The organism is Janthinobacterium sp. GW821-FHT03C08, from assembly GCF_059420905.1.
The window spans coordinates 32,865-57,956 of record NZ_JBWKUP010000022.1; the positions used below are offsets into that span (position 1 = coordinate 32,865).

Sequence of the window (25,092 nt, forward strand, 5' to 3'; positions counted from 1 at the left end):
AGGGCGGCTACGCCGTGACGATGATCTTGCCGCTCATCTCCTCGTGGCCGCTGCCGCAGAAATTGTCGCACAGGAAGGGGTATTCACCGGCCTGCGCGGGCGTCAGGCGCACTTGCGTGACCTGGCCCGGCTGCAGGTCGGCGCGGATGTGCATGTCGGGGATGAAAAATCCATGCATGAAATCGATGGCCGTGAAGGCCAGCACGACCGGCTCGCCTGCTTTCAGGGTGATCTCGTTGGGCGTATAGACGAATTTCTTCGCCTCGATGGCGATGATTCTTTCCTTCGCAACAACATTTTTGAGGTCCTGGGCCTCGATGGCGGCCACCGCCAGCAGCGCACCGAGGCCGCACGCGCTGCGGATGCAGAACTGTCGTCTTGCGCGGTCCATGGTTCAGCTCCCGGCCACGGGAAATTCCGCGAGCTTGTAATCATTACCCGCTTGCGCCTCCACCTCGCGGAAACCGAGTCCCTTGTTCGGCACGGCCGGGTCCCATGGCAGGGGCGTGCGCTTTTCCTGCGAGCCGGGCGCGGGCAGGGGGAAAATCAGCGACTTGGCGGCATGGTGCGCGATTTGCCCCGTCATGTGGTGGTGTTCCTGGTGAATATGGCCATAGAACACCGTCAAATTGCTGTAAGGCATTAACAGGGCGATCGCCTTGTCGCCGTCGCGCGTGGCCCAGTCCCATTTTGGCACGAGGTCGAACAGGGGGCGGTGCGTGAAGACGACGATGCGCGCGTCGTGTGCCTGCTTGTCCAGGTCGTTCTTCAGCCATGCCAGCTGGGCCTCGCCGATGCGCGCGCCGGGGTCGGACACGTTGTCGAGGGCAATGAAATGCACGCCCTTGTGCTCGAAGGTGTAGGTCGACGGGCCGAAGTTTTCCTGGTAGGCGGCGCCGTTGTCGAGCGAGGCGTCGTGCTCGCCGGGGATGAAATGCACGGTTTTCACCTGCAGCCCCGCCGCGATATCCTTGAACTCGGCCATGCGCTGGCGCCGTTCCTTCGGGTCGTCCGTCGTGTGCGTCAGGTCGCCCGTGAAGATGATGAAGTCGGGCTGCACCGCCAGCGCATTCACCGTGGCGACGGCCTTGCGGAAGGTATTGCGGGCGTCGGGATTGGCGTCGCCCGTGAAACCCCAGTGCACGTCGGACAGCTGGACGAAGTAAAAATCGTCGTAGGGGACGGCCGTCTTGCCGGCTGCCGCCTGTGCGTGCCCGTACAGCCCGGACATGAACACGGCGCCGCCGCCGATGGCGGTCAGTTTCATGAAACTTCTGCGGTCCATCATGATGACTCTCCTTGAATGCCTGGCATGGCTGGCAGGCGGTGGTACAACGGTCTTTACTTGGCGGCTTGCGCCGGGCTGGCCGGGGCGGATTCCTGCCGCAGGTAGGCGATCAGGTCGGCGCGGTCCTGCGCAGACGGCACCAGATAGCCCATTTTTTGGCCCGGTATCAGTTTTTCCGGCCCCGCCAGCCACTGGTCCAGCGTTTTTTCGTTCCACACGATGGCGGACGCCTTCACGGCGGGCGAGTAGGCATAGCCGGCGGCGCTGCCCGCCTTGCGGCCGAACACGCCCTTGTGCGCGGGACCGACGCCGTTGTAGTCGATCGAGTGGCAGGACATGCACATGGTTTTGTAGAGCACCTGGCCATGCACGGCATCGCCGGCGCTGGCGGCGCCGCCGGCGGCCAGCAGCATGGCGGCGGCCAGGCCGGGGAGAAAACGGGGGTGGTTCATGTCGGCATCCTTTCGCTTGGCAGTTGCCTGGCACCGGCGCGATGCAGCCGGGGCCTGCAAGTGCTATAACTCCAAAGGCGCGGAAAATATTCCCGCCTGCGCCAGTTTTCTTGCGGGCGCGGGGGGCTGGCCGTGAAATACCGGCACAGCGTAAAAAAAATCGCGGCGGCGGGAATAAACGGCGGGCAAGGCGAGTCTTAACAAGAGAGACCGAGACGATAGACAGGCTGACGGGTGTTCATTTGAGTGACATCGATAAAACCAGGTACTTTGAAAAAATGGCCTTGCCTCACCTGGACGCCGCCTACAACCTGGCGCGCTGGCTCACGCGCAATGACCAGGATGCCCAGGATCTGGTGCAGACGGCGTTCCTGCGGGCCTACCGCTTCATGGATGGCTTCCATGGCGATGGCGCGCGCGCCTGGCTGCTGACGATCGTGCGCCACACGTATTACACCTCCCTGCGCGACAACCGCGCGGAACAGGGCGACATCGGCTTTGACGAGGAACTCCATGGCCAGGACGACGGGGCATGCGGCATTGCGCCGGCGGCGGTCGGCAACCCGGAAGACATCCTCGCCCGCGCCGACGTGAAGGACGCCGTCGATCACGCCCTGCAAGCGCTGCCGCGCCACTTCCGGGAAGTGCTGGTCCTGAAGGAGATGGACGACTGCTCGTACAAGGAGATTGCGGACATCGTCGGCATTCCGCTGGGCACCGTGATGTCGCGCCTGGCGCGCGGACGCAAGCTGCTGCTTGACTACCTGAAACAACATACCGATGAGAAATGAAATGGAGTGCAAGGAATCCCAACGCAAGCTGTCCGCCCTGGCCGATGGCGAACTCGATGCCCAGGCGGCGGCGCAATTGCGCCAGCACCTGGCCCGGTGCCCGGACTGCGCCAGGGCCAGCGCGCAGATGCAGGCCCTGCGCGCGGCCGTCGGCACGCATGGCACGCGGCATGCGGCGCCGGCCGCCCTGCGCCAGCGCCTGCACGCGGCGCTGCGGGAGGAGGTGGACGGGACCAAGGTGCAAGAGGCGAAAGAGGCGCGCCGTGGCCGGCGTTGGGCGCAGCTGCCGTGGGCGTGGATCAACTTCGGCGTGGCCAGCGCCAGCACGGCCGCCCTGGCCGTCACCCTGGCCCTGTACCTGTCCGCGCCCTCGGACACGGAGCGGCTGGAGCAGGAGATCGTCGCCAGCCATTTCCGTTCGCTGCTGCCCGACCGCCTGGCCGACGTGGCATCGTCCGACCAGCACACCGTCAAGCCGTGGTTCAGCGGCAAGCTCGACTTTTCACCGCCCGTGGTGGACCTGGCGCAGGAAGGCTATCCCCTGGTGGGCGGGCGCCTCGACTATATCGGGCAGCGTCCCGTCGCCGCCCTCGCGTACCGCCGGCACCAGCACGTGCTGAACCTGTATGTCTGGCCCGACGCGGCAGAGGCGCCGCCCCGCGCCAGCACGCGGCAGGGCTATCACCTGATACGCTGGAGCCGCGCCGGCATGCACTATCAGCTGATATCGGACCTCAACGGGGCGGAACTGCGGGATTTCGAGCGCCGGCTGACGGCGCGGATCGACAGGGATGCCATGCCCTAAGGCGGGCGGCGCCGGGCGCTCTACCTGAGCAGGGGCGCCACCTGCTCGCGCAGGACCTTCCATTGCGCGTCGAGCATGGCCTGGTTCGGGTCGTGCCCGGCCCGTTTTACCACGGTGAAACCCTTTGCCGGCGCCGTGATGCTGTCGAAATACGTGCGCGCGATGGCGGGCGAGGTCAGCAGGTCCGCCTCGCCCATGACGAGAAACACGGGCACGTCGAAGCGCGTGCCCAGCGCGGGCAGGTCGATGCTGGCGAACATGCCGTCGCCGTGCAGGCCGATGAATTGCAGGTAGGAATAATCGTCGGCCGCCTCGGCAGCGGCCAGGGCTGCCGGCGTGGCGTAGAACGGCGCCGGCTGCCACCAGTGTTTCGGCGGCGCATCCGTGGCCAGCGCTTCATATTTGCGGTCGAAACGGCGCAGGATGCCGAAGTTGCGCGGGTCGCGCCATGGCGGCGCACCCAGCGCCGCCAGCCTGTCCACCGTGGCCGTATCGCCGGCCGCCTGCGCCAGCGCCAGAACCTCCCGGTACATGCCCGCCTCGTTCTGCCGCGCATTGACCACCTGCGCCGCGCCCACGTAGGCGTGGAACAGGTCGGGCCGGGCCTTGGCCATGTGCACGCCCAGGATCGAGCCCCAGGAACTGCCCATCAGGATGACCTTGTCCTGGCCCAGGTGCTGCCGCAGATAGGCGGCCACGGCGATGCCGTCGTCGCGCATCTGCGCCACCGTCAGGGGCACGTCGTCGGACGGGCGCTGCTGCGCGTACGTCATGCCCGCGCCCCGCTGGTCCCACTGCACCAGGGTGTAATCCTGCTGCCAGCCCGCATAGATGGCTTCCGCATACGGGCTCAAGGCATTACCCGGGCCGCCATGGATGAAGAGGATGACGGGATTGCGACAGGACGCGCCCGTGATCGTGATCCATTGCCCGATGCCGTTGATGGGCACGTAGCCCTGTTCGCGGAGGGGCTGGGCGGGCGAGGTGCAGGCGGCAGCGGTAGCCGCGGTCGCAGCGGGAGGCGGCGGCCCTGCGGCGTGCAGGCAGGCCAGCGGCAGCAGCAGGGCGGCCAGCACGGTGAGGCGGAGCAAAGGAGGCATCGGCTACCCTGGGGCGGTTGTGGACAGCCCCCAAAGTAGCGTTTTTTGCATGAATTGTCCAGATGAAACTATTTATGCCTGGGACGAGGCCGGCTTGCTGCCGCGCAGCAAGCGCAAGCCGTTGGCCACCACCAGCAGGCTGGCGCCCACGTCCGCGAACACGGCCATCCACAGGGTCGCCATGCCGGCCAGCGCCAGGCCGAAGAAGACGGCCTTGATGCCGATGGCAAAGCTGATGTTCTGCACGAGGATGGCGCGCGTGCGGCGGCTCAGGCTGATGAATTCGGGCAATTTGCCCAGTTCATCGTCCATCAGGGCCACGTCGGCCGTCTCGATGGCCGTGTCGCTGCCGGCCGCGCCCATGGCGAAGCCGATGTCGGCCTGCGCCAGGGCGGGCGCGTCGTTGACGCCGTCGCCCAGCATGGCCACCACGCCGAACCGCTGCTGCAGGGCCTTGATTTCATCGAGCTTGTTTTCCGGCAGCAATTCCGCCTTGACGAGGTTCACGCCCACCTCGGCGGCGATGCGCTGCGCCGTCAGCAGGTTGTCGCCCGTCAGCATCACGGTGGCCACGCCCAGGGCATTCAGGCGGGCGATGGCGGACGCGGCCGTCGGACGCAGCACGTCGGCCACGGCGATCACGCCCAGCGGACCCGCTTGCGTCGCCAGTACCATGGCCGTGTAGGCTTGCTGTTCCAGTCCCGCCAGGATGGCTTGCAGTGCCGGCGTGAGGACGTTCAGGTCCGCCATCAGGCGGGCATTGCCCAGATAATACGTCTGGCCGGCGATGCTGCCGCGCACGCCGCGCCCGTGCAGGGCGGCAAACTGGGTGACGGGCAGGTGGCTGCCGGCGGGCGGGCCAGCCTTGACGATGGCGGCGGCCAGGGGATGGGCGGAATGGGCGTCCAGGCTGGCGGCCAGCAGCAGGATGGCGTCGCGGCCGCCGCCATCGAGCGCCACCACGTCCGTGACGGCCGGCTTGCCCATGGTCAGGGTGCCCGTCTTGTCGACGGCGATGGCCTTGATGCGGTAGCCCGTCTCCAGGAATTGCCCGCCTTTCACGAGGATGCCGCGGCGCGCGGCTGCCGTCAGGCCGCTGACCACCGTCACGGGCGTGGAAATGACGAGGGCGCAGGGGCAGGCGATGACCAGCATCACCAGGGCCTTGTAGACCCAGGCCATGAAGGGCTGGCCCAGCAGCAGCGGCGGCAGCACGGCCACGAGGATGGCGAAGACGACGACGGCGGGCGTGTAGTAGCGGGCGAAGCTGTCGACGAAGCGCTGCGTGGGCGCCTGCTTGCCCTGCGTTTCCTCGATCACCTTGACGATCTTGGCCAGGGTGCTGTTGCCGCTGTTGGCCGTCACGGTGACGTCGAGCACGCCCCGTTCATTGATGGTGCCCGCATACACGACGTCGCCCACGGTCTTGTCGACCGGCATGCTTTCGCCCGTGATGGGTGCCTGGTTGACGGACGACACGCCGCTTTGCACGATGCCGTCGAGGGCCACGCGCTCGCCCGGCTTGACGCGCATCAAGGTGCCGATGGCCACCGAGACGACCGGTACCTGTTGCCATGCCCCGCCGGCGCCGGCGACGGTGGCCACGTCGGGCGCCAGCTGCATCAGGCTGTGCACGGCGTTGCGGGCGCGGTTCAGTGACAGGCCTTCGATCAGTTCGGCGATGGCGAAAAGGAAGATGACCATGGCCGCCTCCGGCCACTGGCCGATGGCGATGGCGCCGAACACCGCCAGGCTCATGAGGAAATTGATGTTGAGAGTGAAACTTTTCAGGGCGATCCAGCCCTTTTTCAGGGTCGGCCAGCCGCCCGTCGCGATGGACAGCAGGGCCAGGGCGATGACGAGGGGCGAACTGTCCGCATGCGTGGTCCACGCCAGCGCCTCGGCGCCCGCCGCAGCCAGGCCGGAAACGACGAGCAAGCCTTTTTGCAGGCCGGACAGGCTGCCTTCGGCCGGATCGCGCACGATGGCGGCGCCCGTTTCCATGGGCACGGCCTGCATGCCGATGCCGTGCAGGGCCGCTTCCACCGTGGCCAGCGAGGGCAGGGTGTGGTGCACGTCGAGCACGCGGTTCATCAGGTTGAAATCGAGGCCAACGACGCCGGCCATGTTCGCCAGCTTGTTGCGGATCAACCGCTCTTCCGTGGGGCAATCCATGTTGACGATGCGGTACTGCACCGTCTGCGCGCCGACGATGGCCTTGCTCGGCAGCACTGGCGCGGCCGGGGCCGCGGGCGTGGAGGAGCAGGCGTGCTGGCTGGAACAGCAGCCGGCCGCCTTGGGCGCCGTGGCCGGCTGCGCGCCGTGCGCATGATCGTGGCCCTGCGCAGGCGGGTGCCCATGGCCGTGGTCATGGCCGTGCCCGGAGGCATCATTCTGTGCGTGGTTATGGGTATCGTGCGGCATCGCATCGTCCTTCAGGATTCGTGTATGCTTGCATTAGAAACCCTGTAGCCGCTACAGGGTCAAGCAGAATTTGCACGAAAGAATGAAAAGGAGATGCCATGCGTATCGGAGAACTGGCCAAACGGACAGATTGTGACGTGGAAACCGTGCGTTACTATGAAAAGGCGGGGCTGCTGCAGGAACCGGGCCGCAACAGTGCCGGCTACCGCGAATACCGGGAAGAGCACCAGGAACGGCTGCAATTCATTCGCCATTGCCGCTCGCTGCAGATCGGCCTGACGGATATTCGCGCCTTGCTGGAGTTTAAGAACAACCCGGCCGAAGGCTGCCAGAGCGTCAACGAACTGCTGGATCACCACATCCTGCGCATCGCCGAGCAGATGGCGAACCTGCAGACCCTGCAGCAGCAGTTGGTGACCCTGCGCCACCAGTGCGACCAGCCGCAGTCGTCGCAAGACTGCGCCATCCTGCAGAACCTGTCGGAAGCGGCCAGCGGCCACGACTGCGCCTGCCATACCGACCTGCCGCATTGATCGCTTGGCTGCCGGACCTGCGATTCAGCAGGGGCGGCGCCGGCGGCGCCTTACCACGTGGCCGGGTCTTCCGCCGCCGCCCTGGCCAGGTCGTCGCGCCAGTCCTGCTGCGCCAGGGCGTAGATATCCGCGAAGAAGGCGCGCGGAGCGTCCATTTCGTCCCAGCGGGCGGGCAGGGCATGCGTGCTTTCCGGGTCATGCGCGAGGATGGCGGCAAAATCGTAGGCAGGGTCCTGCAGGGCGCGTTCGAGCACCTGCAGCAGCAGGTAGCGGTGCCGGTAGCTGAGCTCCCGGTATTGCGAAGTGATGTCGCGGCGTATCAGTGCCGCGCGCTGGAGCGGGTCGTTCATGTCCCAGGCGTCCAGCTCCGCGCCCAGGGTCTCTTCGCGGTCGTACACGTCAAAGGGGCCGAGGAAGTGATGCAGCGTGGGAACGTAGAGGGCGTCGCTCCAGGGACCGCGCAAGCCTTTCTGTTTCATTTTTTGCATGCTGGTTCCCCGCTCACGCGCATGCGGGCAGGGTCCAGCCCTCGTAGCCCAGGTCGGTGGGATAGATGGCGCGGTTCTGGCCCCAGCGGGCATGGTCGAGGATGCCATCTTCATGCATGTCCAGCACCCATTCCGTGCTTTCCAGCAAGGTGCCATCCTTGTGATAGACGCGGAAGAAATTCGAGGTGCTGAAGGCGCGCACGATATTTTGCGGCACGCCCGTGCCGTAATGGGGCACGAGGGTCTTGATCACGCAGGTGCCCTGGTCGTTCCATTGCTGCGCATACACGGTGGCGTTGCGGGCGGCCGCCACCTTGATGAACAGCCAGCCTGCCAGCAGGACGAGGAAGAGGATGGCGGCGGCGGTCAGGCCGGTTTTCTTGAGTAGCTGCATGAGGTCATGGCGGCGCCAAAAACGAAGTTGCCGCATTGTATGCCAAGAGCGGAAATACTTGCTGTACAGCACGTACGGCAAGTATTTTCCCGCTTATTGCTGCCTATTTGCCGTCTATTTTGCCAATGCCGCGTGCAAGGCGTTGGCCATGTCCAGGTGATGTTGTAACGCTGGCAAGGTTTTGACGGCAAAGGCCTTGATGTCGGGATCGCTGGCCTTCTGGCTGGCATCCGTGAACAGTTTCACGGCATCCTTGTGCGCCGCCACGCCGATGCTGGCCGCGTATTCCGTGTCGAACTGCCGGCCTTCCAGGCGGCCCAGCTTGTCGAGCAGCGCCTTGTGGCGGGCGCCGGGCGCGTCGCTCACGACGATCTGCTTGCTGCCGGCCAGCTGTTTCAGCTCGTCGGCCACTTGCGCATGCTGCGTCACCATGGCATCGGCGAACTGCTTCACGTCGGCGTTGCTGCTCTTGCTCTGCGCCAATTTACTGGCGGCGATTTCCGTGCTGCCCGCGTCGGCGGCCTTGCCGAGGAATTGCTTGTCGTACGCGCCCGGCGCGGCGGCCGCGATGCTGTTGATGGCGATGCCGCTCAGGAGGGCCACGGCGGCGCCGATGGCCACGCTTTTCAGGGACGGCGTGCGGGAACTGGTGGTGGCGATGCGCATGGGAAATCCTTTCAAGTGTGGTTTTTTCTGCAAGCTGATGACAATGTTAAGCCAGCCGCCTGCGCACACCCATAGGACACGCACGATGATTCCCGTAGGACTAGTCCTGTTCGCTGGCGTACAGTTCGACCTGTTTCAGCGCAAACAAGGCGGCGATGCCCGCATCGCGGCGCCAGGCAGGCATGCCGATATCGAGCCATTCGGCCATCGCGTCCAGGTGCGATGGCTCCGAGACGCTGTGTTCGAGTTCGTCAAGCACCGAGTCGCGGTCGATGTACAGGCTGTCGAGCCAGGCGTCGAACGAGGGCGCCAGTTCGATGAAACCGTGGGCGCGCTTGCCCGTCCACTCCGGCAACTCCTGCACATAGGCCAGCACGCGGCCACCGCCGTCCTCCGTCAAGTCCAGGTAGAGCATGGAATTGCCGCCATCGCGGGCGAATGGCAGGATTTTCACGGGCATGCCCGTATGCTCGCGCGCGGCGCGGATTTCGCCAATTAATGTTTCATCGCAGAAATCGCCTTCATCGGCGCTGAAGAAGGTATTGAAGCCCATTTTTTCCACGTTGCCATTGCCGTCCGGCACATCCGTCGTGTAGTCGAACCAGGCGCCGTTGGCCACCTGCAGGAAGGCGAGGAAGGCGGGCGGCAGCGGCGCTTCCAGCAGGGTCTCGATGGCCGCGACCTGCTGCGCGGTGGGGGCCGGCTTGGCGCCCTCGAGCGCCAGGTGACGGTATTGCGTGTAATGGTTGCTCATTGATTCTCCTTGTATTTATTCTTGTATCTATATATGCACTGGCGCAACATCGTTGCAGCCCGTCTCCACCTTGGCCAGCGCATCGACGAGGCCGGCGCGCAGCACGGCCATCGAGCGGGCCTTGTCGTCGATCTGGGCGATCTTGGTTTCCAGCATGGCCCGCTTGGTGTGCGCATCGAGGGCATTTTCCTGCCAGACGGCAATGACTTCGGCGATTTCCTTCAAGGTAAAACCCAGCGCCTTGGCGTGGCCGATCAGCTCGATGCGCCGCAAGGCTTGCGCCGAGTACTCTTTATAGTTGTTCGTCATGCCCGGCTGCGGCGCTTCATCCAGCAGGCCCTGGCGCTCGTAGAAACGCACCGTGTCCCTGCTGACGCCCGTCAGGCGGGTGATTTCCCCGATGCGCATGGTTTTTCCTTGACCGTGGACTAAAGACCACAGTTTACAGTAGAAACACTTTCAACTACGACACTTTTGCCATGCTCCCATATGACTACACCAAGCAAACCGTGCTGATCACGGGCGCCTCGTCCGGCATCGGCCGCGTCTTTGCGGCAACCCTGGCCGCGCGCGGCGCCGATTTGCTGCTGCTGGCCCGCTCCGGCGCCGTGCTCGAGGCGCTGGCCGCCGATCTGAGCCGGCGCCACGGCATCCGCGCCCATGCCCTCGTGGCCGACCTGGGCCAGCCCGGCGCCGCGGAAGCGGCCTACGCGCAGGCTTGCGCGCTGGGCATGGCGCCCGATGTGCTGATCAATAACGCGGGCTTTGCCACGCATGGCAGGTTCGAGACCATTCCCCTGGCGCGCCAACGGCTGGAGGTGGCCGTCAATTGCACGGCCCTCATGGAGCTGGCGCACTGCGCCTTGCCGCACATGCTGGCGCAGGGACGGGGCGCCATCATCAACGTGGCGTCCACGGCGGCCCTGCAGCCCGATCCCTACATGGCCGTGTATGGCGCCAGCAAGGCTTTCGTGCTGTCGTTCTCGGAAGCCCTGTGGGCGGAACACCGCCAGCGGGGCGTGCGCGTGCTGGCCCTGTGCCCGGGCGCCACGGAAACGGCTTTCTTCGACGTGGTAGCCGCGCCCGAGGCGGCCGTGGGCAGGCGCATGGCGCCGCAGGCCGTCGTCGACGAAGCCCTGCGCGCGCTGGACCGGGGCCGCAGCAGCCACGTGGCGGGCCGCCCCAACCGCCTGCTGGCCTGGCTGCCCCGCCTGCTGCCCCGTGAAACCGTGCTGGGCATCGTGGAAGGCATGCTCAAGCCACGGGGTTGACGGGGATCAGAACGCCATGCTGGCAAACATGGCCAGCACGGCCGTCGCCATGACGAGGGTGGACAGCCATCCCAGCGCCCGCAGGCGGCGCGAAATGGTGAGCGTGCCCATGATGGCGGAGCGCGAGGCCATCACCATCATCAGGGCCATGATGGGCACGGAGATGACGCCGTTGATGACGGCGCTCCAGTACAGGGCCTTGATGGGATTGAGCGGCGTAAAGCACAGGGCCACGCCGATCAGGGTGGCCGTGGCGATGATGCCATAGAATTTTTTCGCCGCCCGCGGTGCCAGTTCCAGGCTGCTTTTCCAGTGGAAGGCGCCCGCCATGGCGTAGGCGGCCGAGCCGGCCAGCACGGGGATGGCCAGCAAGCCCGTGCCGATGATGCCCAGGCTGAACAGGGCAAAAGCGAAGTTGCCCGCGATGGGACGCAGGGCCGATGCGGCCTGGGCCGAGGTGTCGATGTGCGTGATGCCTTGCGCGCCCAGGGTCACGGCCGTCGTCAGCATGATGAAGAAGGCCACGAGGTTGGAAAAGCCCATGCCGATGGCCGTGTCCAGCTTGATGCGCTGGAACTGCCGCGGCGCCTGCTCGGGCGTGCGGCGCAGGGCTTGCGCGCCCGCGTCCGCCTGCAGGTCTTCCACTTCCTGCGACGCTTGCCAAAAGAATAAATAGGGGCTGATCGTCGTGCCGAACACTGCCACGATCATGGTGACGGAGGCCGCCGTCCAGGCCATCTCCGGCCAGACGGTGCGCAGCGCCACTTCGCCCCAGGGAATATGCACGGTCAGCACGGTGGCCACGTAGGCCAGCAAGCCCAGGGTGAGCCATTTCAGGATGCGCACGTATTTCTGATACGGAATGAACACTTGCAGCAGCAGGGACAGCAGGCCGAAGCCCAGCGCATACAGGTGGGTGGGGCCGCCGATGATGAGGGCGAGCGCGTCGCCCATGGCGGCCACGTCGGCGGCGATATTGATGACATTGGCCAGCAGCAGCAAGCCGACGATGGCATACAGCAGGGGGCGTGGATAGTGGCGGCGGATATTCGTCGCCAGCCCGTGCCCGCTGACCCGGCCGATCTTGGCGCTGATGACCTGGATGCCCAGCATCAGGGGAAACGTCAGGCACACGGTCCACAGCATGCCGAAGCCGAACTGGGCCCCTGCCTGCGCATACGTGGCAATGCCGCTGGGGTCGTCGTCCGCCGCGCCCGTGACGAGGCCCGGCCCAAGCTTGCCCAGCCAGGTGTCGGATGGGGCGGCCTTGTCTTGCGTGGGCGTATCGGCGGGCATGGCGCTCAACCGGCGGGGAAATCGGCGAGGTCGCGCGGTACGGAAACCTTGTCGTCGAGCATGTCGCCGGGGATGGTGGAGATGCGCATGACGGCGTCGTAGCCGGCCGGCGCGGCGAACAGGCCCTGCGCCAGTTCGGGCGCCAGGCCGTCCAGCACCTGCAGGCGGGCGCGCAGCAAGCCGTGGCTTTTCGCGTGCACGCTGCGGGCGGCGTGGCCGGAATCGGCGCAGGTGGTGGCGGAAATGCCGTACAGGGCCTGCAGCAGCTGCGCGCGCGTCTCCTGCTCGCCTTCCTCTTCATATTCGTAGCGTGCTTCGTAGGGCAGGGGCGGGCGTGGAATGGCGGACATGGCTTTTCCTTGTGATGGGTGAGTGTGCTCCATCATTGCCGCCAACGCCACATTCTTCTGTTTGCTGGCATACACAGGCCGCACATACCTGCCTATGCCGCCTTTTGCGCCACGAAGGCGGCCGTCCGGTAGGGCACGCCGATGCGCTCCCGGCCGCGCAGGGCCGGTTCGGACGCGATCAGCGCGCGGATCGCGTCGTCGATGCCTTGCCGTGCCTGCGGCGGCAGGGCGGCGATGAAACTGGTGGAGCGCACCCGGTTGAACAGCACGTCCTCGGGCGTACCCGTGTGCTCCTGGGAAAATTGTGTTTCCTGCAATGGCGTCAAGCCCGCGTGGGGAAAGACGCGGCGCCAGGAGCCCGTGTAGTAGCGGGGCGTGTCGCCTTCGGCCTCGTTGACGATGGCGTCCAGCCTGGCCACCCAGGGCACGCTGGCGTCGCGCAGATTCCACACCAGGCCCAGCTTGCCGCCGGGTTTCAGCACGCGCAGGATCTCGTCGAGCGCCTCGGGCGTGGCGAACCAGTGGAAGGCCTGCGCGCAGACGACGGCGTCGACGCTGGCATCGGGCAGGGGAATGGCCGTGGCCGTGCCGGCCAGGGCGCGGACCTGCGGCAGGGCGGCGGACAATTTTGCCAGCATGGCCGGCACGGGTTCGACGGCAATCACCGTCGCGCCCGTGTCGACCAGGCGGGGCGTGAACTTGCCCGTGCCGGCGCCCAGGTCCAGCACCGTCTTGCCCGGCTCCAGGCCCAGGGTATCGCGCAGCCAGGCCGATGTGGCGGGCGGATAGTCGGGCCGGCCCTTGACGTAGGTATCGGCGCCGCTGGCGTAGCCGTCGGCGGCCGCGTGATGGATGTTGCTGCTCATGCAAGACTCCCGGGATGGTCATGGCATGAGCGTAGCAGATTGCGCGATCGGCTGCGCCTCAGTAGCGCGCATCCTTGGGCTTGCCGCCATGCGGCCAGTCCTTGACCTTGTCCGGGAAGTCCGGACGGGGCATGTGGCTGAAGTACTCGGCCACGTCGACGGCATCCTGGTCGGACAGGTTGCCCTGTCCCAGCGGGAACTTCTGGCCATGGCCCATCACCATGTTGGCCTTGACGAAGCCGGCCGCCGTGTAGGTCCTGGCCATGCCGGCGCCGATATTGAAGGAGCGCTCGCCCCACAGCGGCGGGAAGGCCACCGCGCCATCGGCGCCGCGGATGCCTTCGCCGTTCGCGCCGTGGCAAACGGAACATTGCTCGGCATACACTTTCTTGCCATTCACGGGATTCGGCAGCAGGCTGCGGTCGATCTTCGCCACGCCCCGTCCCGGCACCTTGTCCTTCGCCTGCGTGGCGCCCTTCATCCACGCGATGTAGGCGACCATGGCCTGCAGGTCGGGGCCGTCCGCCGGCAGGGGCTTGCCGTTCATCGAGCGCCTGAAGCAGCCATTGATGCGCTCGCCCAAGTTGATCACCTTGCCCGCGCGCGGCGCTTCGGCGGGGAAGAATGCCGCGATGCCCAGGAAGGGCGAGCCGCTGGCCACCGTGCCCCCGTTCAGGTGGCAGCTGCTGCAATTGAGGTCGTTGCCCACCTTGTTCGGCAGGCGCGCCCGCGTTTCCGTCATCAGCTGCATGCCGTGGATCAACTGCCTGGCATTCGGCTCCGCCTTCAGTGCTGCGTAGCGGGGCGTGTCGAAATCCGTCGCCGGCGGTCCTTTCAGCTGCAGGTCCTTGCGCACCCTGGCGATCTGCGCGGGCGTGACGGGCGCGCCCTGGTTGCCCCACTTGCGGCGCACGAAGGTGAGGATCTCCGCCAGTTCATCGTTCGTCAGCTGGTCGTAGGCGGGCATGCCGAAGGAACGGGGCGAGTGCTGCGTGACGGCCGACTGCCAGCCCGTCAGCGCGATATGGATGACGGTGGTGGGGTCTTTCGACTGCACGGAATCATTCTGCGCCAGGGTGGGGAAGATGTTGTCCACGCCACGGCCGTCGCGGCGGTGGCAGGTGGCGCAGAACTGCAGGTAGCCCAGGCCGCCGCGCGTGTTGTACAGGGCATCGTCGCCGGCCGCCACGAGGGGCGCCGGGGCCTTTTGCGTCACGGGCGCGCCCGGCTTGGCCGGCAGGCCATGCAGGTACTGGGCCAGCGCGTCCAGGTCGCCGTCCGTGAAGTACTGGGTGCTGTGCGTGATGACTTCCGTCATGCTGCCGGCTGCCGTGCCGAAGCTGTTGCGCCCCGTTTTCAGCAGGCGCACGATTTCCACCGGCGTCCACAGGTTGCGCAAGTTCACCGCATGCCAGCCGTCAAACGTGAAGCCGGACAGGTAGTGCTTGCCGCCGCTGCCATCCTGGCCCATGGTTTTTTCCTGGAAGGCCACGCCGCGCGGCGTGTGGCAGGAGCCGCAATGGCCCAGCCCTTGGGCGAGGTAGCTGCCGCGGTTCCACACGGCCGACTTGCTGGCGTCCGGCTTGAACGGCGCGTCGTCGAGGAAGACGGCATTCCACAGGAACAGGCCCCAGCGCATGCTGAACGGCCATTTCATGTCCGTGTCGCGGTTCTGCTGCGCCACGGGCGCCACGCCCCGCTGCAGGTAGGCGTACAGGGCCTGCATGTCGTCCGGCGTGATCTTCGCGTAGGACGGGTAGGGCATGGCCGGATACAGGTTGTGGCCGTCCGCCGCCACGCCCTTGCGCATGGCGCGGTCGAATTGCGCAAACGAATACCGGCCCAGGCCCGTCTTCGCGTCCGGCGTGATATTCGTGCTGTAGATGGTGCCGAACGGGGTTTTGAGCTCCAGGCCGCCCGCCATGGCGGCGCCGTTCGGGCTCGTGTGGCAGGCCACGCAGTCGCCCAGGCGGGCCACGTATTCGCCCCGCTTAATCAGGTCGGCGGATGGCGCCGCCTGCGCCGCCGCGGCTGGCGGCGCGGCGGCTGTTGCGGAAACGGCGCACAGCAGCATGCTTGCCAGGAGCAGCAGCGCCTGCATCAGTGCAAAGGGGTAGGCAATGCGGCGCGGCGCGCCACAGGACAAGGTGGAAGTGGAATTGGCGTTCATGGTGACCCTTTATTATCAGGGCCAAGCATACGCACGCGCCGCCAAGGCGAACATTGGGAGTTTCTCGCGATCGCCTAGGTAATCTTCCCTAGTGCCTTACAGCGGAAAATCGTGTAGGCAGGCTACAGGCTGGCCATGATGCGCTCGCGCAGCCAGCGGTGCGCCGGGTCCAGGTGCATGCGCTCGTGCCACACCATGGCCATGTCGTAATCGGGCAGGCTGACGGGCGGCTCCCACGTGCGCAGCGCGCCCAGCGCATTTTTCAGCAGGCGCGACGGCAGCAGGGCCACCATGTCGGACGCGGCCAGCAGGGGCGGGACGATGAGGAAGTGGGGCACGGACAGCACCACCTTGCGCGTGCGTCCCAGCTGCTGCAGGGCCGCATCGACGGCCGTGCGGAAGCCGCCGCCATTGGGCGAGACGACGATGAATTCCAGCGCGCAGAATTGATCGAGGCCGGGCGGCGACTGCAGCAGCGGGTGGTCGTGGCGACCCGCCAGCACATAGTGCTCCGTCAACAGGGTGCGGTGGCGCAGGCCGGGCGGCGCTTCTTCCTGCGCCAGGAAGCCCAGGTCGACCTGGCCGCTTTCCAGTTCGTGCGCCATGCGCGCCGGCACGGCCTCGAAGACGGCCATGCGCGACAGGGGCGCCTGGGCGCGCAGGGCGGGCAGCATGGGCAGCAGGATCGCGTACTCGGTGGCGTCGGCCGCCGCCAGGTTCCAGCGCACCTGGGCCGTGGCGGGGTCGAACGCCGGCTCCGGCTGCAGGACCTGCTCCAGCTGGGCCAGCACGGCTTGCAGGGGCGCGAACAGGGCCAGGGCGCGCGCCGTGGGCAGCATGCCGCGCGGGCCGGGCAGGAGCAGCGGATCGCCGAAGGCGGCGCGCAGCTTGCCCAGTTGCACGCTGACGGACGGCTGGCTCAGGTGCAGGCGCTCGGCCGCCCGCGTGACGTTGCGTTCGATCAGGAGCGCGTTCAGGGTCAGCAGCAGATTCAAGTCCAGCCTGTGCAAATCCAGCTTATGCAAATTGTTCATGGCTATACCTAGTATTTACCTTATTCATTTCTACTATGATAGCGCAAGCCCTAGAGTAGTTCCTGTCACTTCTATTCTTCACCTTTTACAGGAACTAACGGATGCAACTCCATGAATATACAAGCTTTGATGGTTTGGGGCTGGCCCAGCTGCTGCGCGCTGGCCAGGTCAGCGCGGCCGAACTGCACGATGCGGCCGTGCGCGCCTGCGCCGCCGTCAACCCGCACATCAACGCCGTGGTCGAGCTGTGGCCGGCCGATTGTTCCGCCATCGACAGCGCCGCGCCCTTCGCCGGCGTGCCCTTCCTGATCAAGGACGTGGCCGTCACGATGGCGGGCCGGCGCAGCGAATACGGCAGCCGCCTGGGCGCCGGCCACGTGGCCGCCTTTGACTCGCACCTGATGACGCAGCTGCGCCAGGCGGGATTGAGCACCTTTGGCCGCACGAGCACGCCGGAAATGGCCTTTGCCACCACCACGGAACCCGTGCTGTACGGCGCCACGCGCAATCCGTGGAACCTGGCGCGCAGCGCGGGCGGCTCCAGCGGCGGCGCGGCAGCGGCCGTGGCGGCCGGCATCGTGCCCCTGGCCCATGCGACGGACGCGGCCGGTTCCATCCGCGTGCCGGCCGCCTCGACAGGCCTGTTCGGCCTGAAACCGAGCCGGGGCAGGGTCTCGAACGGCCCCGCCATGGACGAGATCTTCAGCGGCCTGGGCGTGCAGCTGGGCGTGAGCCGCAGCGTGCGCGACAGCGCCGCCTTGCTCGATGGCGTGCAGGGCGCGATGCGGGGCGAGCCGTATGTGACGGCCGCGCCCCGCGACACCTGGCTGTCGCAGGTGGACGTGGCGCCGGGCAGGCTGCGCATCGGCGTGCAGCGCGAGGCCTGCAATGGTGCCCGTCCCGTGCCTGCCGTGCGCGCCGCGCTGGACGCCAGCGCGCGCCTGCTGGAGGAACTTGGCCACCACGTGGAAGAAGTCTCGCCGGCCTTGGGCGTGCCGTGGGACGCCTTCGTGCAGGCGAATGCGCGCATCTGGTGCGCCAACCTGGTGCCGTGGATAGACGGCCTGGCGCAGGAAAGCGGGCGCGCCATGTCGCCGGACACGCTGGAGCCTGCGACCCTGGCGTGCTACCGCTACGGGCAGAGCGTGTCGGCGGTGGACTTCGTCGCCGCCCTCGACGTGCGCAACACGGTGACGCGCCAGGCGGGCGCCCTGTTCGGCCGCTACGACGTGCTGCTCACGCCCACCTTGCCGGACCTGCCGTGGCCACTGGGACGCTATGGGGAGAACGAGGCGGCGCTGGACGGCCCGGGCTGGACGGCGCGCCTGTTCGAACACTCGCCGTACACGCCGCTGGCCAACGTGGCGGGCTTGCCGGCCATGTCCGTGCCGCTGGCGCAGTCGGCCGATGGCTTGCCGATCGGCATGCAGTTCATGGCGGCGTATGGCGACGATGGCACCTTGCTGCGCCTGGCAGGGCAGCTGGAGCGGGCGGCGCCATGGGGGCAACGGCGGCCGCCCGTGTGGGCGGGGAATACGGAAAGCTGATTACAGGGCCGCCAGGCGGGCCGCGCCGCGGCTTTCCATGCGGGAACGGATGCGTTCCCACAGGCGGTCATGGAAGGGCAGGACGATCACGTTGCAGATCGGCTCGACCACGGCCAGCAAGCCGCCGAAGGCCATCGATCCCGTGGCCCAGTACATCACGCCGAAGGCCACGCCCATGTGCAGGCAGGTCTGGCTGATCTTTTCGCCGGCCCGCGCGGCCAGGCCCAGGGGGCTGTCCGCGTGGCGGCGGCGCAGCGCATGCCAGGCCTTTTCATGCCAGGGCAGCAGGGCAACGTTGATGACGGGTTCGATAATTGCCGCCAAGCCACCGAGCGCCAGGGACCCCGTCAGCAAATAGGCGAGGCCGAAGGCGATCGACATGTGCGTGCAGACCTGGCTGAATGTTTTGATGGCTGTAAACAAGGGATGCTCCTTTCTGTAGAATTCGCTTATCCTTGAGTTAGATAGTAACGATTCTCATTTACAAAAGGAAGTAAAATATTTCAACCGAATCAATAGATGCAGACTATGAATATCCTGCATCTCATTGCCAATATCCCGCGCACTGCCGCAGGCCACGACCACAGCTGGCCCATCAGCCAGCGGCTGGCCGCGGCGCCAGGCCCCGCAGCAGCAGCCACAGGCCCGTGAGCGGGTACACGAGACCCAGGGGGAGCAGCAGGGCATACATGACGTCCAGGCCGAACAGTTCGCGCGCCACGGCGATCCACTGCAGCACGCCGGCCAGCATGCCGGCCATGGCCAGCGTGCGCGGGATCGCCGCGGCGCGGTACAGCAGCAGATACATCAGGGTCACGCCGAGGCCGCCCAGCAGCTTGTCCGGGAAGTGCACGCCGTTGCGCAGCCCGGCCAGCAGGGCGCGCGCCGGCTCGTACGCGAGGGCGTCGGCGCCGGCGGCGAGGTAGGCAGCGCTCAGGCTGCGCATGGCCAGCACCAGCGTGCCCTCGAACAGGCTGGTGGCCAGGGCCGCCGCCACGAGCGCCACGTAGCAGCGGCTCAGCAAGGGCTGCTGCGTTCCATACCAGCCGCGCAGGGCCGCCGCCATGGCCACGCCGACGAGGGCCGTGAATAGTCCCAGCAGGACGATCAGGCCGACCTGCAGCGGCATGCCGGCGGCCCGCGACAGGAAGCCCGGCGCGGCAAACACCTGCGGCTGCAGCTGGAAATTCGAGCAGATGCCCACGCCGAACGTTACCAGCAGGCCCGCGCCCAGCCAGCGGCCCGGCGCGGCGGCGCCGTCGTGCGAGGCGGCCCGGCGGGGCAGGGGAGCGTCATGGAGGGGGGCTGCGGCGGAAAATTGTGGTTTCATCGGTTCACCTTTGTCGGATTGGCAAGTGGCGGTCCGTGCAGGACCCGTGGGCGCAGTGTCGGCAAGCGGGGCCGCTGCGGCAAGGCCGATCCGACGCGGCACGCGCGCGGGGTGCCGAAGCGCGCCAGGGCGCGACGAGTGGTGCGGCGGCGCCCGGCGAAAGGCGGGCGGCACCGGCCAGGCGGCGGCTATTCCGCCTTGAAGAGGTGCAGGAAGGTGCGGCTGACCGGCAGCACTTCCGGCCGGTGCTTCAGGGTCAGTTCCGCCGTTTCATGGGCGCCGCGCACGACCTGGCGCACGGCATGCAGGTTGACCACCACGGCCCGGTGGATCTGCTGGAACTGCTGCGCATCGAGCTGCGGCAGCAATTCCTTGAGCGTGTTGCGCAGCAGCGCCTCGGCGGGCTTGCCGCCGTCGCGCCAGGCCACCAGCGTGTACTTGTCGTCGGACTTCAGGTAATCGACGTCGTCGACGGGGATCAGGCGCACGGCCGGTCCCACGGAGGCGCGCAACCAGCGCAGCGGCGGCGGGGCCGCTGCGCGCGCGGGCGCGGCCTGCAGGCAGGCGGCCAGCTGCTGCAACAGCGCCTCGCCGGCCAGGCCGGGCCGGGATTGCGCCAGGCGTTCGCGCACGCGCGTCACGGTGCCGGCCAGGCGGGCCAGCTGCACCGGCTTGACCAGGTAGTCGAGCGCGCCCTGTTCGAAGGCGCGCACCGCATACTGGTCGTAGGCGGTGACGAAGACCAGGTGGGCGCGGCGGCCGATCTGGCTGGCCACCTCGACGCCGGACAGGCCCGGCATGTGCACGTCGAGGAAGCACACGGCGGGCTGGTGCCGCTCGAACAGGGCGAGCGCTTCCGGCCCGTTGCGCGCCTCGGCCACGACCTGCAGCTCCGGCCAGCACTCGGCCAGCTGGCGCCGCAGGCTGGCGCGCAGCAGGGGTTCATCTTCGGCGATCAGGGCGGTGATGGTCATGGCCATGCGGGACACTCGATGGAAACACGGAAACCGTGGGGCGCATTTTCGCTGATGCGCAAGGCCGCCTCGGCGCCGAACATCAGCGCCAGGCGTTCGCGCAGGCTGCCCAGGCCCGTGCCGAGGCCGGGGCTGCCCGCTTGCAGGCCAACGCCGGTGTCGCTCACCTCGATATGGCAGCGGCCGTTCGCTTCGCCGATGCGCACGTCGATGCGCCCGCCGTCCAGGCCGGGGTCGATGCCATGGCGCACGGCGTTCTCGACCAGGGTCATCAGGGTCATGGGCGGGCATTGCAGCCGCGCGCAGCCGGGCGCGACGTCGATCGCGAACCGCAGGCGGTCCGGCATGCGCAGCTGCATCAGCACCAGATAGGCGCCCACCATCTCCAGTTCCTGCTCCAGGCGGGTGGCCGACTCGTTCAGGCGCGGCACGGCGGCCCGCAGGTACGTCACCAGATGGGCCAGGACGGGCGCCGCATGGCTGGAGCCGGCATCGAGCAGGGCCTGCAGGCTGGCCAGCGTATTGAACAGGAAATGCGGCTGGACCTGGGCCTGCAGCAGCGAGGCGCGCGCATCGCGGGCCTGGCGTTCCAGTTCGCCGCGCCTGCGCTCGGCCTCGCGCACGCGGGCGTCCCGCTGGCGCAGCAGGGCAGCCATGGCCATCCACGGCCCCAGCAGCAGTCCCAGGAACGTCAGCGCGACAAAACTTTGCAGCCGCTCCGGCACCTGCCAGAACGGCGGCGCGCCGGCCCCGGTATTGAGCAGATACAGTCCGGCCAGGGTCAGCACGATCGCCAGCGCCACGCCCAGTACCTGCAGCACCCAGTGGGCCAGCCTGCCCGGCAGCCGGCGCGGCCAGCGCTCGAACAGGCCGTACGCCAGCAGTGCCGCCAGCGCCGGCAGGAACACCGCCATGGCCAGGTACCAGAGCGGGTCTTCCCAGGACAGGGAAAAGACGCCGAATTCGGCCAGCGCAGCCAGCCCTGCCACGCGCAGGCGCGGCAGGGACAGGCAGGCGCGCAGGCCATCGAGGACGCAGCGGAGTGTGAGCATGAAGTGGGCGGCCCCGGAAATTGCCATAAGAGCAGCAGAATATGGCAAAGCGACGCTTGCCGCAATAGCGGTCGGCATGAAGCGCGGATTCCGGGCCGCCGGCTGCGCCCTGCGGGGCCGGGCAGCGATGGCGCCGGCCAGGCCCGCAGCCGGCATGCGGCCGGCACGGGAATACGGGCGGAGCCGGGAGAACGGCCGGCCGTCGCGGCGCGCCCGCCGGCCTGGCCGCCCCGTCATGCCGCGCACCTCCGGCCAGGCTTGCCGCGGCTGGAGGGCGCCCCGCTTGAGCGGCTCAGCGTATTGCCGTCGCCTGCGACCAGACGGCCTGCCAGCGCCCGTCGCGCCATTCGTAGCTGTCCGTATGCCAGTAGCGTGCGCGCGGCACGGCGTGGCCGGCGAAGACGATTTCCAGTTGCGCCTGGTAACGCAGGACGGCGGCCGCGCCGTACAGGCGCACGCTGATCGCTTCCGGCTCCCAGCTGACATAGCGCATGTGTCCGGAGGCGATGGCCCCCAGGTAGTCTTCCCGCGACAGCATGCTGCCGATGGGCGTGATCAGCTGGAAGTCATCGGCGTGCAGGAGGCGGGCCGCTGCCACATCGGCCGCCACGAGGGCGCGCACACGGCTGCGTTCCGCGTGGCGCAGCCGTTCCATTTGCTGGTCGCCGGTCATCGCTGGGTTGAAATCGTTCATGACAGTCCTGTTCGAGACGGTGATTGACAATTTGACGGTTTTTGTCAAAAAGCCATGTTGACACTATATACTCATAGTGTCAACATGTCGGCATGACGAACGATGCCCTGAAACGCCAGCACATCCTCGATGCGGCGCTGGCCGTGTTTTGCCGTTACGGCTACCGCAAGACGTCCATGCTCGACATCGCGCAGGCGGCCGGCATGTCGCGCGCCGCGCTGTACCTGCATTTCAGGAACAAGGAAGACGTGTTCCGCACAGGTTCCGAACGGGCCCATGCCACGGTCCTGGCGCAGGTGGCAGCGGCGCTGGCCGAACCCGGCCCCGTTTTCGCGCGCATGGAAACGGCCTTGTTGGCATTCCAGCAAGGTCTTCTGGCGGAGATTTCGGCCAGCCCCCATGGAGAGGAACTGTTTGACGCCAACATGACCCTGGCCGCCGGCATCACGCTGGCGGCACGGACCAGGCTGGTCCACGCCCTGGCCGGCGCGCTGGAACAGGCCGAAGCCGCCGGCGACATCGCCCTGCGCCGGGTCGATGCGAACGCCGCGCAGGTGGCGCAGCTGATGCTGGCGACCATGGACGGCCTCAAGCACGCGCAGGGTTGCGGAGAGACGCAGCGCGAAGGCATCGCGCTGCACCTGCGCGTGCTGGGCGCGGCCTTGCTGCGCATGTGAGCCCGTGGCCCCCATGCGCAGGCGGGCCAGGCCGCTTACGGCAGGGTTTTCAGCACGGCCTTCGTCGGCACGGAGAAGTTATAGCCGTCGTGGCGGTCCCAGTTGATCGACCACGTCATGACGCCGCGGAAGTCCGGATACGCTTGCAGCGGCTTGATGGTGCCGCAGTTGAGCAGGCGCGTCAGGCAATTCAGGGCATTGCTGACGTCGGCATTCGTCGTGAAGCCGGAGCCGGCCGAGCTGCGGCCGGACGGCACGCCAAAGCCCACCTGGTCAGGACGCAGGCCCGCGAAGGTGTTGCCGCCATAGTTAAACCCTTCGATCAGCATGCGCGCCGTGGCCACCAGCTGGTCCGCCGAGCCGGCCTTGATGGCGCCCGTCGCGTACGGCGTGTAGATGTCGCCATTGTTGTAGTACTGCGGATGCAGCACCGTCAGCTCGCTGCGCAAGGCATTGATGATGGGAATGTAGGCGCCCCAGATGCTGCCGTAGCTCGTGTAGCCCCCTTCCACATACACCCATTCCGGCGCCATCGACAGGTAGAAGCCGCTGCCGACCTTGGCTTTCAGGTTTTTCACGGCAATGGGCAGATAGGTCTGGATGGCCGCGCCCTGCGCCACGCCGTTTTCCAGGTCCAGGTCGATGCCGTCGAAACCGTATTTGGTGATGATGGCGTACAGGCTGTTGGTGAAATTCGTCGCTTCGGCCGTGTTGCCGACGGAAACGGAGCCGTTCTGTCCGCCCAGCGACAGGATGACTTTCTTGCCTTTCGCGCGCTTGGCGGCCACGTCGGCGATGAACTGTGCTTCCGTGCCCGCGCCCGGATCGATGGTCAGGCTGACATTGCCGCCGCCCGCGTTGTCGCCGAACGAGACGACGATCACGTCCCAGTCATCGCTGACCTGGCTGATGGGATAGGTGGCGCCGCTGGGGTTGGTGAAGTTATGCCAGTAGCCGATCAGCGCGTGCTTTGCCAGGCCGGTGGGCGTCGGAGTTGGCGTTGGCGTTGGCGTTGGTGTCGGGGTGGGCGTTGGAGTTGGAGTCGGAGTCGGCGTCGGGGTGGGTGTTGGAGTCGGCGTAGGAGTCGGGGTGGGCGTGCCGCAGTCGCCCACCACCGTCCATGGCTGGCCGCTGCCGGCGCCGCCGCTGCTCGTCGAAGGATTATTTCCCTGCGTCCACCAGTTGGCCGTGTAATTGACGTTGTTGTAGCTGGCCTTGCCGCCGCCGTTGTAGGCGGTGCCGCTATTCCACGGCGTGTAGCAGGCGACCGCTTCGGTGCCGCCGGCCAGCAGCTGGCTCGCGCCCCCGCTGGCGCCGTCGCTGCCACCGCCGCAAGCGGCCAGCGTCCCGCCAAAGAGGGTAAGGATAAGGGTATTCATGACAGTCCGGTTCACTTGCATCTCCTTGTGTATTTTTTTCATGGCCGGCCGGCTGCACACCGTCCGATTTTTCAGAGTGCAAGCATTGCAGGTGGTAGTCAACTGGTTTTATCCTTTGCGCAAGATCACAATACCAGTTGCCATCCGGCCCCGGAGGATGGTCGATGCGGGCCATACCAGTTCCCGATTTCCCGCGTGCTGGTATGGTGTCCGGAAAGGCGCCGGGAGCAGGGCGGGGAAGGGCGGCAGACGCCAGCGACGGCCATGGCGCGGTTTCCTGGCGCAGATCGCCTGCGCCCGCGCGCGGCCGCGCCCGCCACCTCGGCCGCATCTGCCGTGTCTGCATTCAAGCCGCGATGCGAGCAGCGATCCGCCGTCAGCCAGCCGGGCTACGCTGCCGCCGCCGGGATTGCCGGGCGCCGCGCGGACTTGCCTCAGCATGGTCCCAGACGCATCCGGCGCAACAGGTAGCGCGAAGGCATCTAGGCTGGCAGGAAAGCGCCGCGTGGCCGAACGATGGGAAACAGGATGTTTTACATTGGAAATCTTCAGTAGATCTTTGATTTCAATGCCATATTTTCAATGTGATCATGCCCCACGAGAACCGGGCATGGCCGCCGGCAGCAAGCAAGGCAGGCAATCTGGCACCCGCAAGCACCATCATGATGGTGCCATTTAAGGTATGCGAGGTACACGGATTCTGGCGATGGGAAGACCCGCATCCCGGCGGCTGGCTTTGCCTCCGCGTCCACGGAAG

Annotated in this window: 27 protein-coding genes; 6 read left to right on the top strand and 21 right to left on the bottom strand. The window is 67.0% G+C overall.

Annotated elements, in window-relative coordinates; all coding sequences use genetic code 11:
- Nucleotides 1-7: 7 nt before the first annotated feature.
- Genes AC07VL_RS25100 through AC07VL_RS25110 form a run of 3 tightly spaced genes read right to left on the bottom strand, consistent with a single transcriptional unit; the run spans nt 8 to nt 1,740 of the window.
- Nucleotides 8-391 carry a cupredoxin domain-containing protein gene (locus AC07VL_RS25100; protein ID WP_494808251.1) on the bottom strand — a complete coding sequence of 128 codons (384 nt, stop codon included), beginning with the start codon at nt 389-391 and terminating at the stop codon, nt 8-10.
- Nucleotides 392-394: 3 nt separating this feature from the next.
- The gene (locus tag AC07VL_RS25105) at nt 395-1,285 is read right to left on the bottom strand and encodes a metallophosphoesterase family protein (RefSeq protein WP_494808306.1); all 891 of its coding nucleotides are present in this window, start codon (nt 1,283-1,285) and stop codon (nt 395-397) included.
- Nucleotides 1,286-1,341: 56 nt separating this feature from the next.
- Nucleotides 1,342-1,740, bottom strand: coding sequence for a c-type cytochrome (locus AC07VL_RS25110; protein WP_494808252.1), 399 nt, complete (start codon nt 1,738-1,740; stop codon nt 1,342-1,344).
- Between the two features lie 278 nt (nt 1,741-2,018).
- On the opposite strand from AC07VL_RS25110, the gene AC07VL_RS25115 reads away from it, so the two are divergent.
- Both AC07VL_RS25115 and AC07VL_RS25120 read left to right on the top strand, forming a co-directional pair.
- Nucleotides 2,019-2,531: a sigma-70 family RNA polymerase sigma factor gene (locus AC07VL_RS25115; RefSeq protein WP_494808253.1), complete on the top strand. Its 513-nt coding sequence runs from the start codon at nt 2,019-2,021 to the stop codon at nt 2,529-2,531.
- Between the two features lies 1 nt (nt 2,532).
- Entirely contained in the window at nt 2,533-3,336 is an 804-nt protein-coding gene (locus AC07VL_RS25120) for an anti-sigma factor family protein (RefSeq protein ID WP_494808254.1), read from the top strand.
- Nucleotides 3,337-3,356: 20 nt separating this feature from the next.
- On the opposite strand, the gene AC07VL_RS25125 is transcribed toward AC07VL_RS25120, so the two are convergent.
- Complete coding sequence (locus AC07VL_RS25125; RefSeq protein ID WP_494808255.1) at nt 3,357-4,436, bottom strand: alpha/beta hydrolase; 1,080 nt, start codon at nt 4,434-4,436, stop codon at nt 3,357-3,359.
- A 72-nt stretch (nt 4,437-4,508) separates the two neighbouring features.
- Nucleotides 4,509-6,860 carry a heavy metal translocating P-type ATPase gene (locus AC07VL_RS25130; protein ID WP_494808256.1) on the bottom strand — a complete coding sequence of 784 codons (2,352 nt, stop codon included), beginning with the start codon at nt 6,858-6,860 and terminating at the stop codon, nt 4,509-4,511.
- A gap of 98 nt (nt 6,861-6,958) precedes the next feature.
- Here AC07VL_RS25130 and cadR point away from each other — a divergent pair, with 98 nt between their 5' ends.
- The gene (gene cadR / locus AC07VL_RS25135; protein WP_494808257.1) at nt 6,959-7,393 is read left to right on the top strand and encodes a Cd(II)/Pb(II)-responsive transcriptional regulator; all 435 of its coding nucleotides are present in this window, start codon (nt 6,959-6,961) and stop codon (nt 7,391-7,393) included.
- Between the two features lie 50 nt (nt 7,394-7,443).
- Here cadR and AC07VL_RS25140 read toward each other — a convergent pair whose 3' ends face one another.
- From AC07VL_RS25140 to AC07VL_RS25160, 5 genes are all read right to left on the bottom strand, one after another.
- A complete protein-coding gene (locus AC07VL_RS25140) occupies nt 7,444-7,881 on the bottom strand; it encodes a hypothetical protein (protein ID WP_494808258.1) in 438 nt (145 codons plus the stop codon).
- A gap of 13 nt (nt 7,882-7,894) precedes the next feature.
- Nucleotides 7,895-8,275: a hypothetical protein gene (locus AC07VL_RS25145; RefSeq protein ID WP_494808259.1), complete on the bottom strand. Its 381-nt coding sequence runs from the start codon at nt 8,273-8,275 to the stop codon at nt 7,895-7,897.
- Nucleotides 8,276-8,389: 114 nt separating this feature from the next.
- On the bottom strand, nt 8,390-8,941 hold the full coding sequence (locus AC07VL_RS25150) for a DUF4142 domain-containing protein (protein WP_494808260.1): 552 nt from the start codon (nt 8,939-8,941) through the stop codon (nt 8,390-8,392).
- Nucleotides 8,942-9,041: 100 nt separating this feature from the next.
- Nucleotides 9,042-9,695 carry an SMI1/KNR4 family protein gene (locus AC07VL_RS25155; RefSeq protein WP_494808261.1) on the bottom strand — a complete coding sequence of 218 codons (654 nt, stop codon included), beginning with the start codon at nt 9,693-9,695 and terminating at the stop codon, nt 9,042-9,044.
- Nucleotides 9,696-9,722: 27 nt separating this feature from the next.
- A complete protein-coding gene (locus AC07VL_RS25160) occupies nt 9,723-10,103 on the bottom strand; it encodes a MerR family transcriptional regulator (protein WP_494808262.1) in 381 nt (126 codons plus the stop codon).
- Nucleotides 10,104-10,174: 71 nt separating this feature from the next.
- Between AC07VL_RS25160 and AC07VL_RS25165 the strand changes: the two genes are divergently transcribed.
- Nucleotides 10,175-10,966 (top strand): SDR family NAD(P)-dependent oxidoreductase, encoded by a 792-nt coding sequence (locus AC07VL_RS25165; RefSeq protein ID WP_494808263.1) that lies wholly within the window; start codon nt 10,175-10,177, stop codon nt 10,964-10,966.
- 6 nt (nt 10,967-10,972) lie between these two features.
- Here AC07VL_RS25165 and AC07VL_RS25170 read toward each other — a convergent pair whose 3' ends face one another.
- From AC07VL_RS25170 to AC07VL_RS25190, 5 genes are all read right to left on the bottom strand, one after another.
- Complete coding sequence (locus AC07VL_RS25170; protein WP_494808264.1) at nt 10,973-12,262, bottom strand: NRAMP family divalent metal transporter; 1,290 nt, start codon at nt 12,260-12,262, stop codon at nt 10,973-10,975.
- A 5-nt stretch (nt 12,263-12,267) separates the two neighbouring features.
- The gene (locus tag AC07VL_RS25175) at nt 12,268-12,612 is read right to left on the bottom strand and encodes a hypothetical protein (protein WP_494808265.1); all 345 of its coding nucleotides are present in this window, start codon (nt 12,610-12,612) and stop codon (nt 12,268-12,270) included.
- Nucleotides 12,613-12,704: 92 nt separating this feature from the next.
- Entirely contained in the window at nt 12,705-13,478 is a 774-nt protein-coding gene (locus AC07VL_RS25180; protein ID WP_494808266.1) for a class I SAM-dependent methyltransferase, read from the bottom strand.
- 58 nt (nt 13,479-13,536) lie between these two features.
- Nucleotides 13,537-15,552 carry a c-type cytochrome gene (locus tag AC07VL_RS25185; RefSeq protein WP_494808307.1) on the bottom strand — a complete coding sequence of 672 codons (2,016 nt, stop codon included), beginning with the start codon at nt 15,550-15,552 and terminating at the stop codon, nt 13,537-13,539.
- A gap of 218 nt (nt 15,553-15,770) precedes the next feature.
- Nucleotides 15,771-16,682, bottom strand: coding sequence for a LysR family transcriptional regulator (locus AC07VL_RS25190; protein WP_494808267.1), 912 nt, complete (start codon nt 16,680-16,682; stop codon nt 15,771-15,773).
- Nucleotides 16,683-16,783: 101 nt separating this feature from the next.
- Between AC07VL_RS25190 and AC07VL_RS25195 the strand changes: the two genes are divergently transcribed.
- Complete coding sequence (locus AC07VL_RS25195; protein ID WP_494808268.1) at nt 16,784-18,229, top strand: amidase; 1,446 nt, start codon at nt 16,784-16,786, stop codon at nt 18,227-18,229.
- On the opposite strand, the gene AC07VL_RS25200 is transcribed toward AC07VL_RS25195, so the two are convergent.
- The 5 genes from AC07VL_RS25200 to AC07VL_RS25220 all read right to left on the bottom strand — a co-directional run bounded on the left by AC07VL_RS25200 (nt 18,230) and on the right by AC07VL_RS25220 (nt 22,279).
- Nucleotides 18,230-18,652 (bottom strand): DUF2061 domain-containing protein, encoded by a 423-nt coding sequence (locus AC07VL_RS25200; RefSeq protein ID WP_290600520.1) that lies wholly within the window; start codon nt 18,650-18,652, stop codon nt 18,230-18,232. It lies immediately after the preceding gene.
- A 172-nt stretch (nt 18,653-18,824) separates the two neighbouring features.
- Nucleotides 18,825-19,559, bottom strand: coding sequence for a DUF4386 family protein (locus AC07VL_RS25205; RefSeq protein ID WP_494808269.1), 735 nt, complete (start codon nt 19,557-19,559; stop codon nt 18,825-18,827).
- Between the two features lie 188 nt (nt 19,560-19,747).
- Entirely contained in the window at nt 19,748-20,539 is a 792-nt protein-coding gene (locus AC07VL_RS25210) for a LytR/AlgR family response regulator transcription factor (RefSeq protein WP_494808270.1), read from the bottom strand.
- Nucleotides 20,530-21,585, bottom strand: coding sequence for a sensor histidine kinase (locus AC07VL_RS25215; protein WP_494808271.1), 1,056 nt, complete (start codon nt 21,583-21,585; stop codon nt 20,530-20,532). The genes AC07VL_RS25210 and AC07VL_RS25215 overlap by 10 nt, the downstream gene beginning before the upstream one ends.
- 292 nt (nt 21,586-21,877) lie before the next feature.
- A complete protein-coding gene (locus tag AC07VL_RS25220) occupies nt 21,878-22,279 on the bottom strand; it encodes a nuclear transport factor 2 family protein (protein WP_494808272.1) in 402 nt (133 codons plus the stop codon).
- A 92-nt stretch (nt 22,280-22,371) separates the two neighbouring features.
- Here AC07VL_RS25220 and AC07VL_RS25225 point away from each other — a divergent pair, with 92 nt between their 5' ends.
- A complete protein-coding gene (locus AC07VL_RS25225) occupies nt 22,372-22,956 on the top strand; it encodes a TetR/AcrR family transcriptional regulator (protein ID WP_494808273.1) in 585 nt (194 codons plus the stop codon).
- Nucleotides 22,957-22,991: 35 nt separating this feature from the next.
- Here AC07VL_RS25225 and AC07VL_RS25230 read toward each other — a convergent pair whose 3' ends face one another.
- Complete coding sequence (locus tag AC07VL_RS25230; RefSeq protein WP_494808274.1) at nt 22,992-24,335, bottom strand: chitinase; 1,344 nt, start codon at nt 24,333-24,335, stop codon at nt 22,992-22,994.
- Nucleotides 24,336-25,092: the final 757 nt, after the last annotated feature.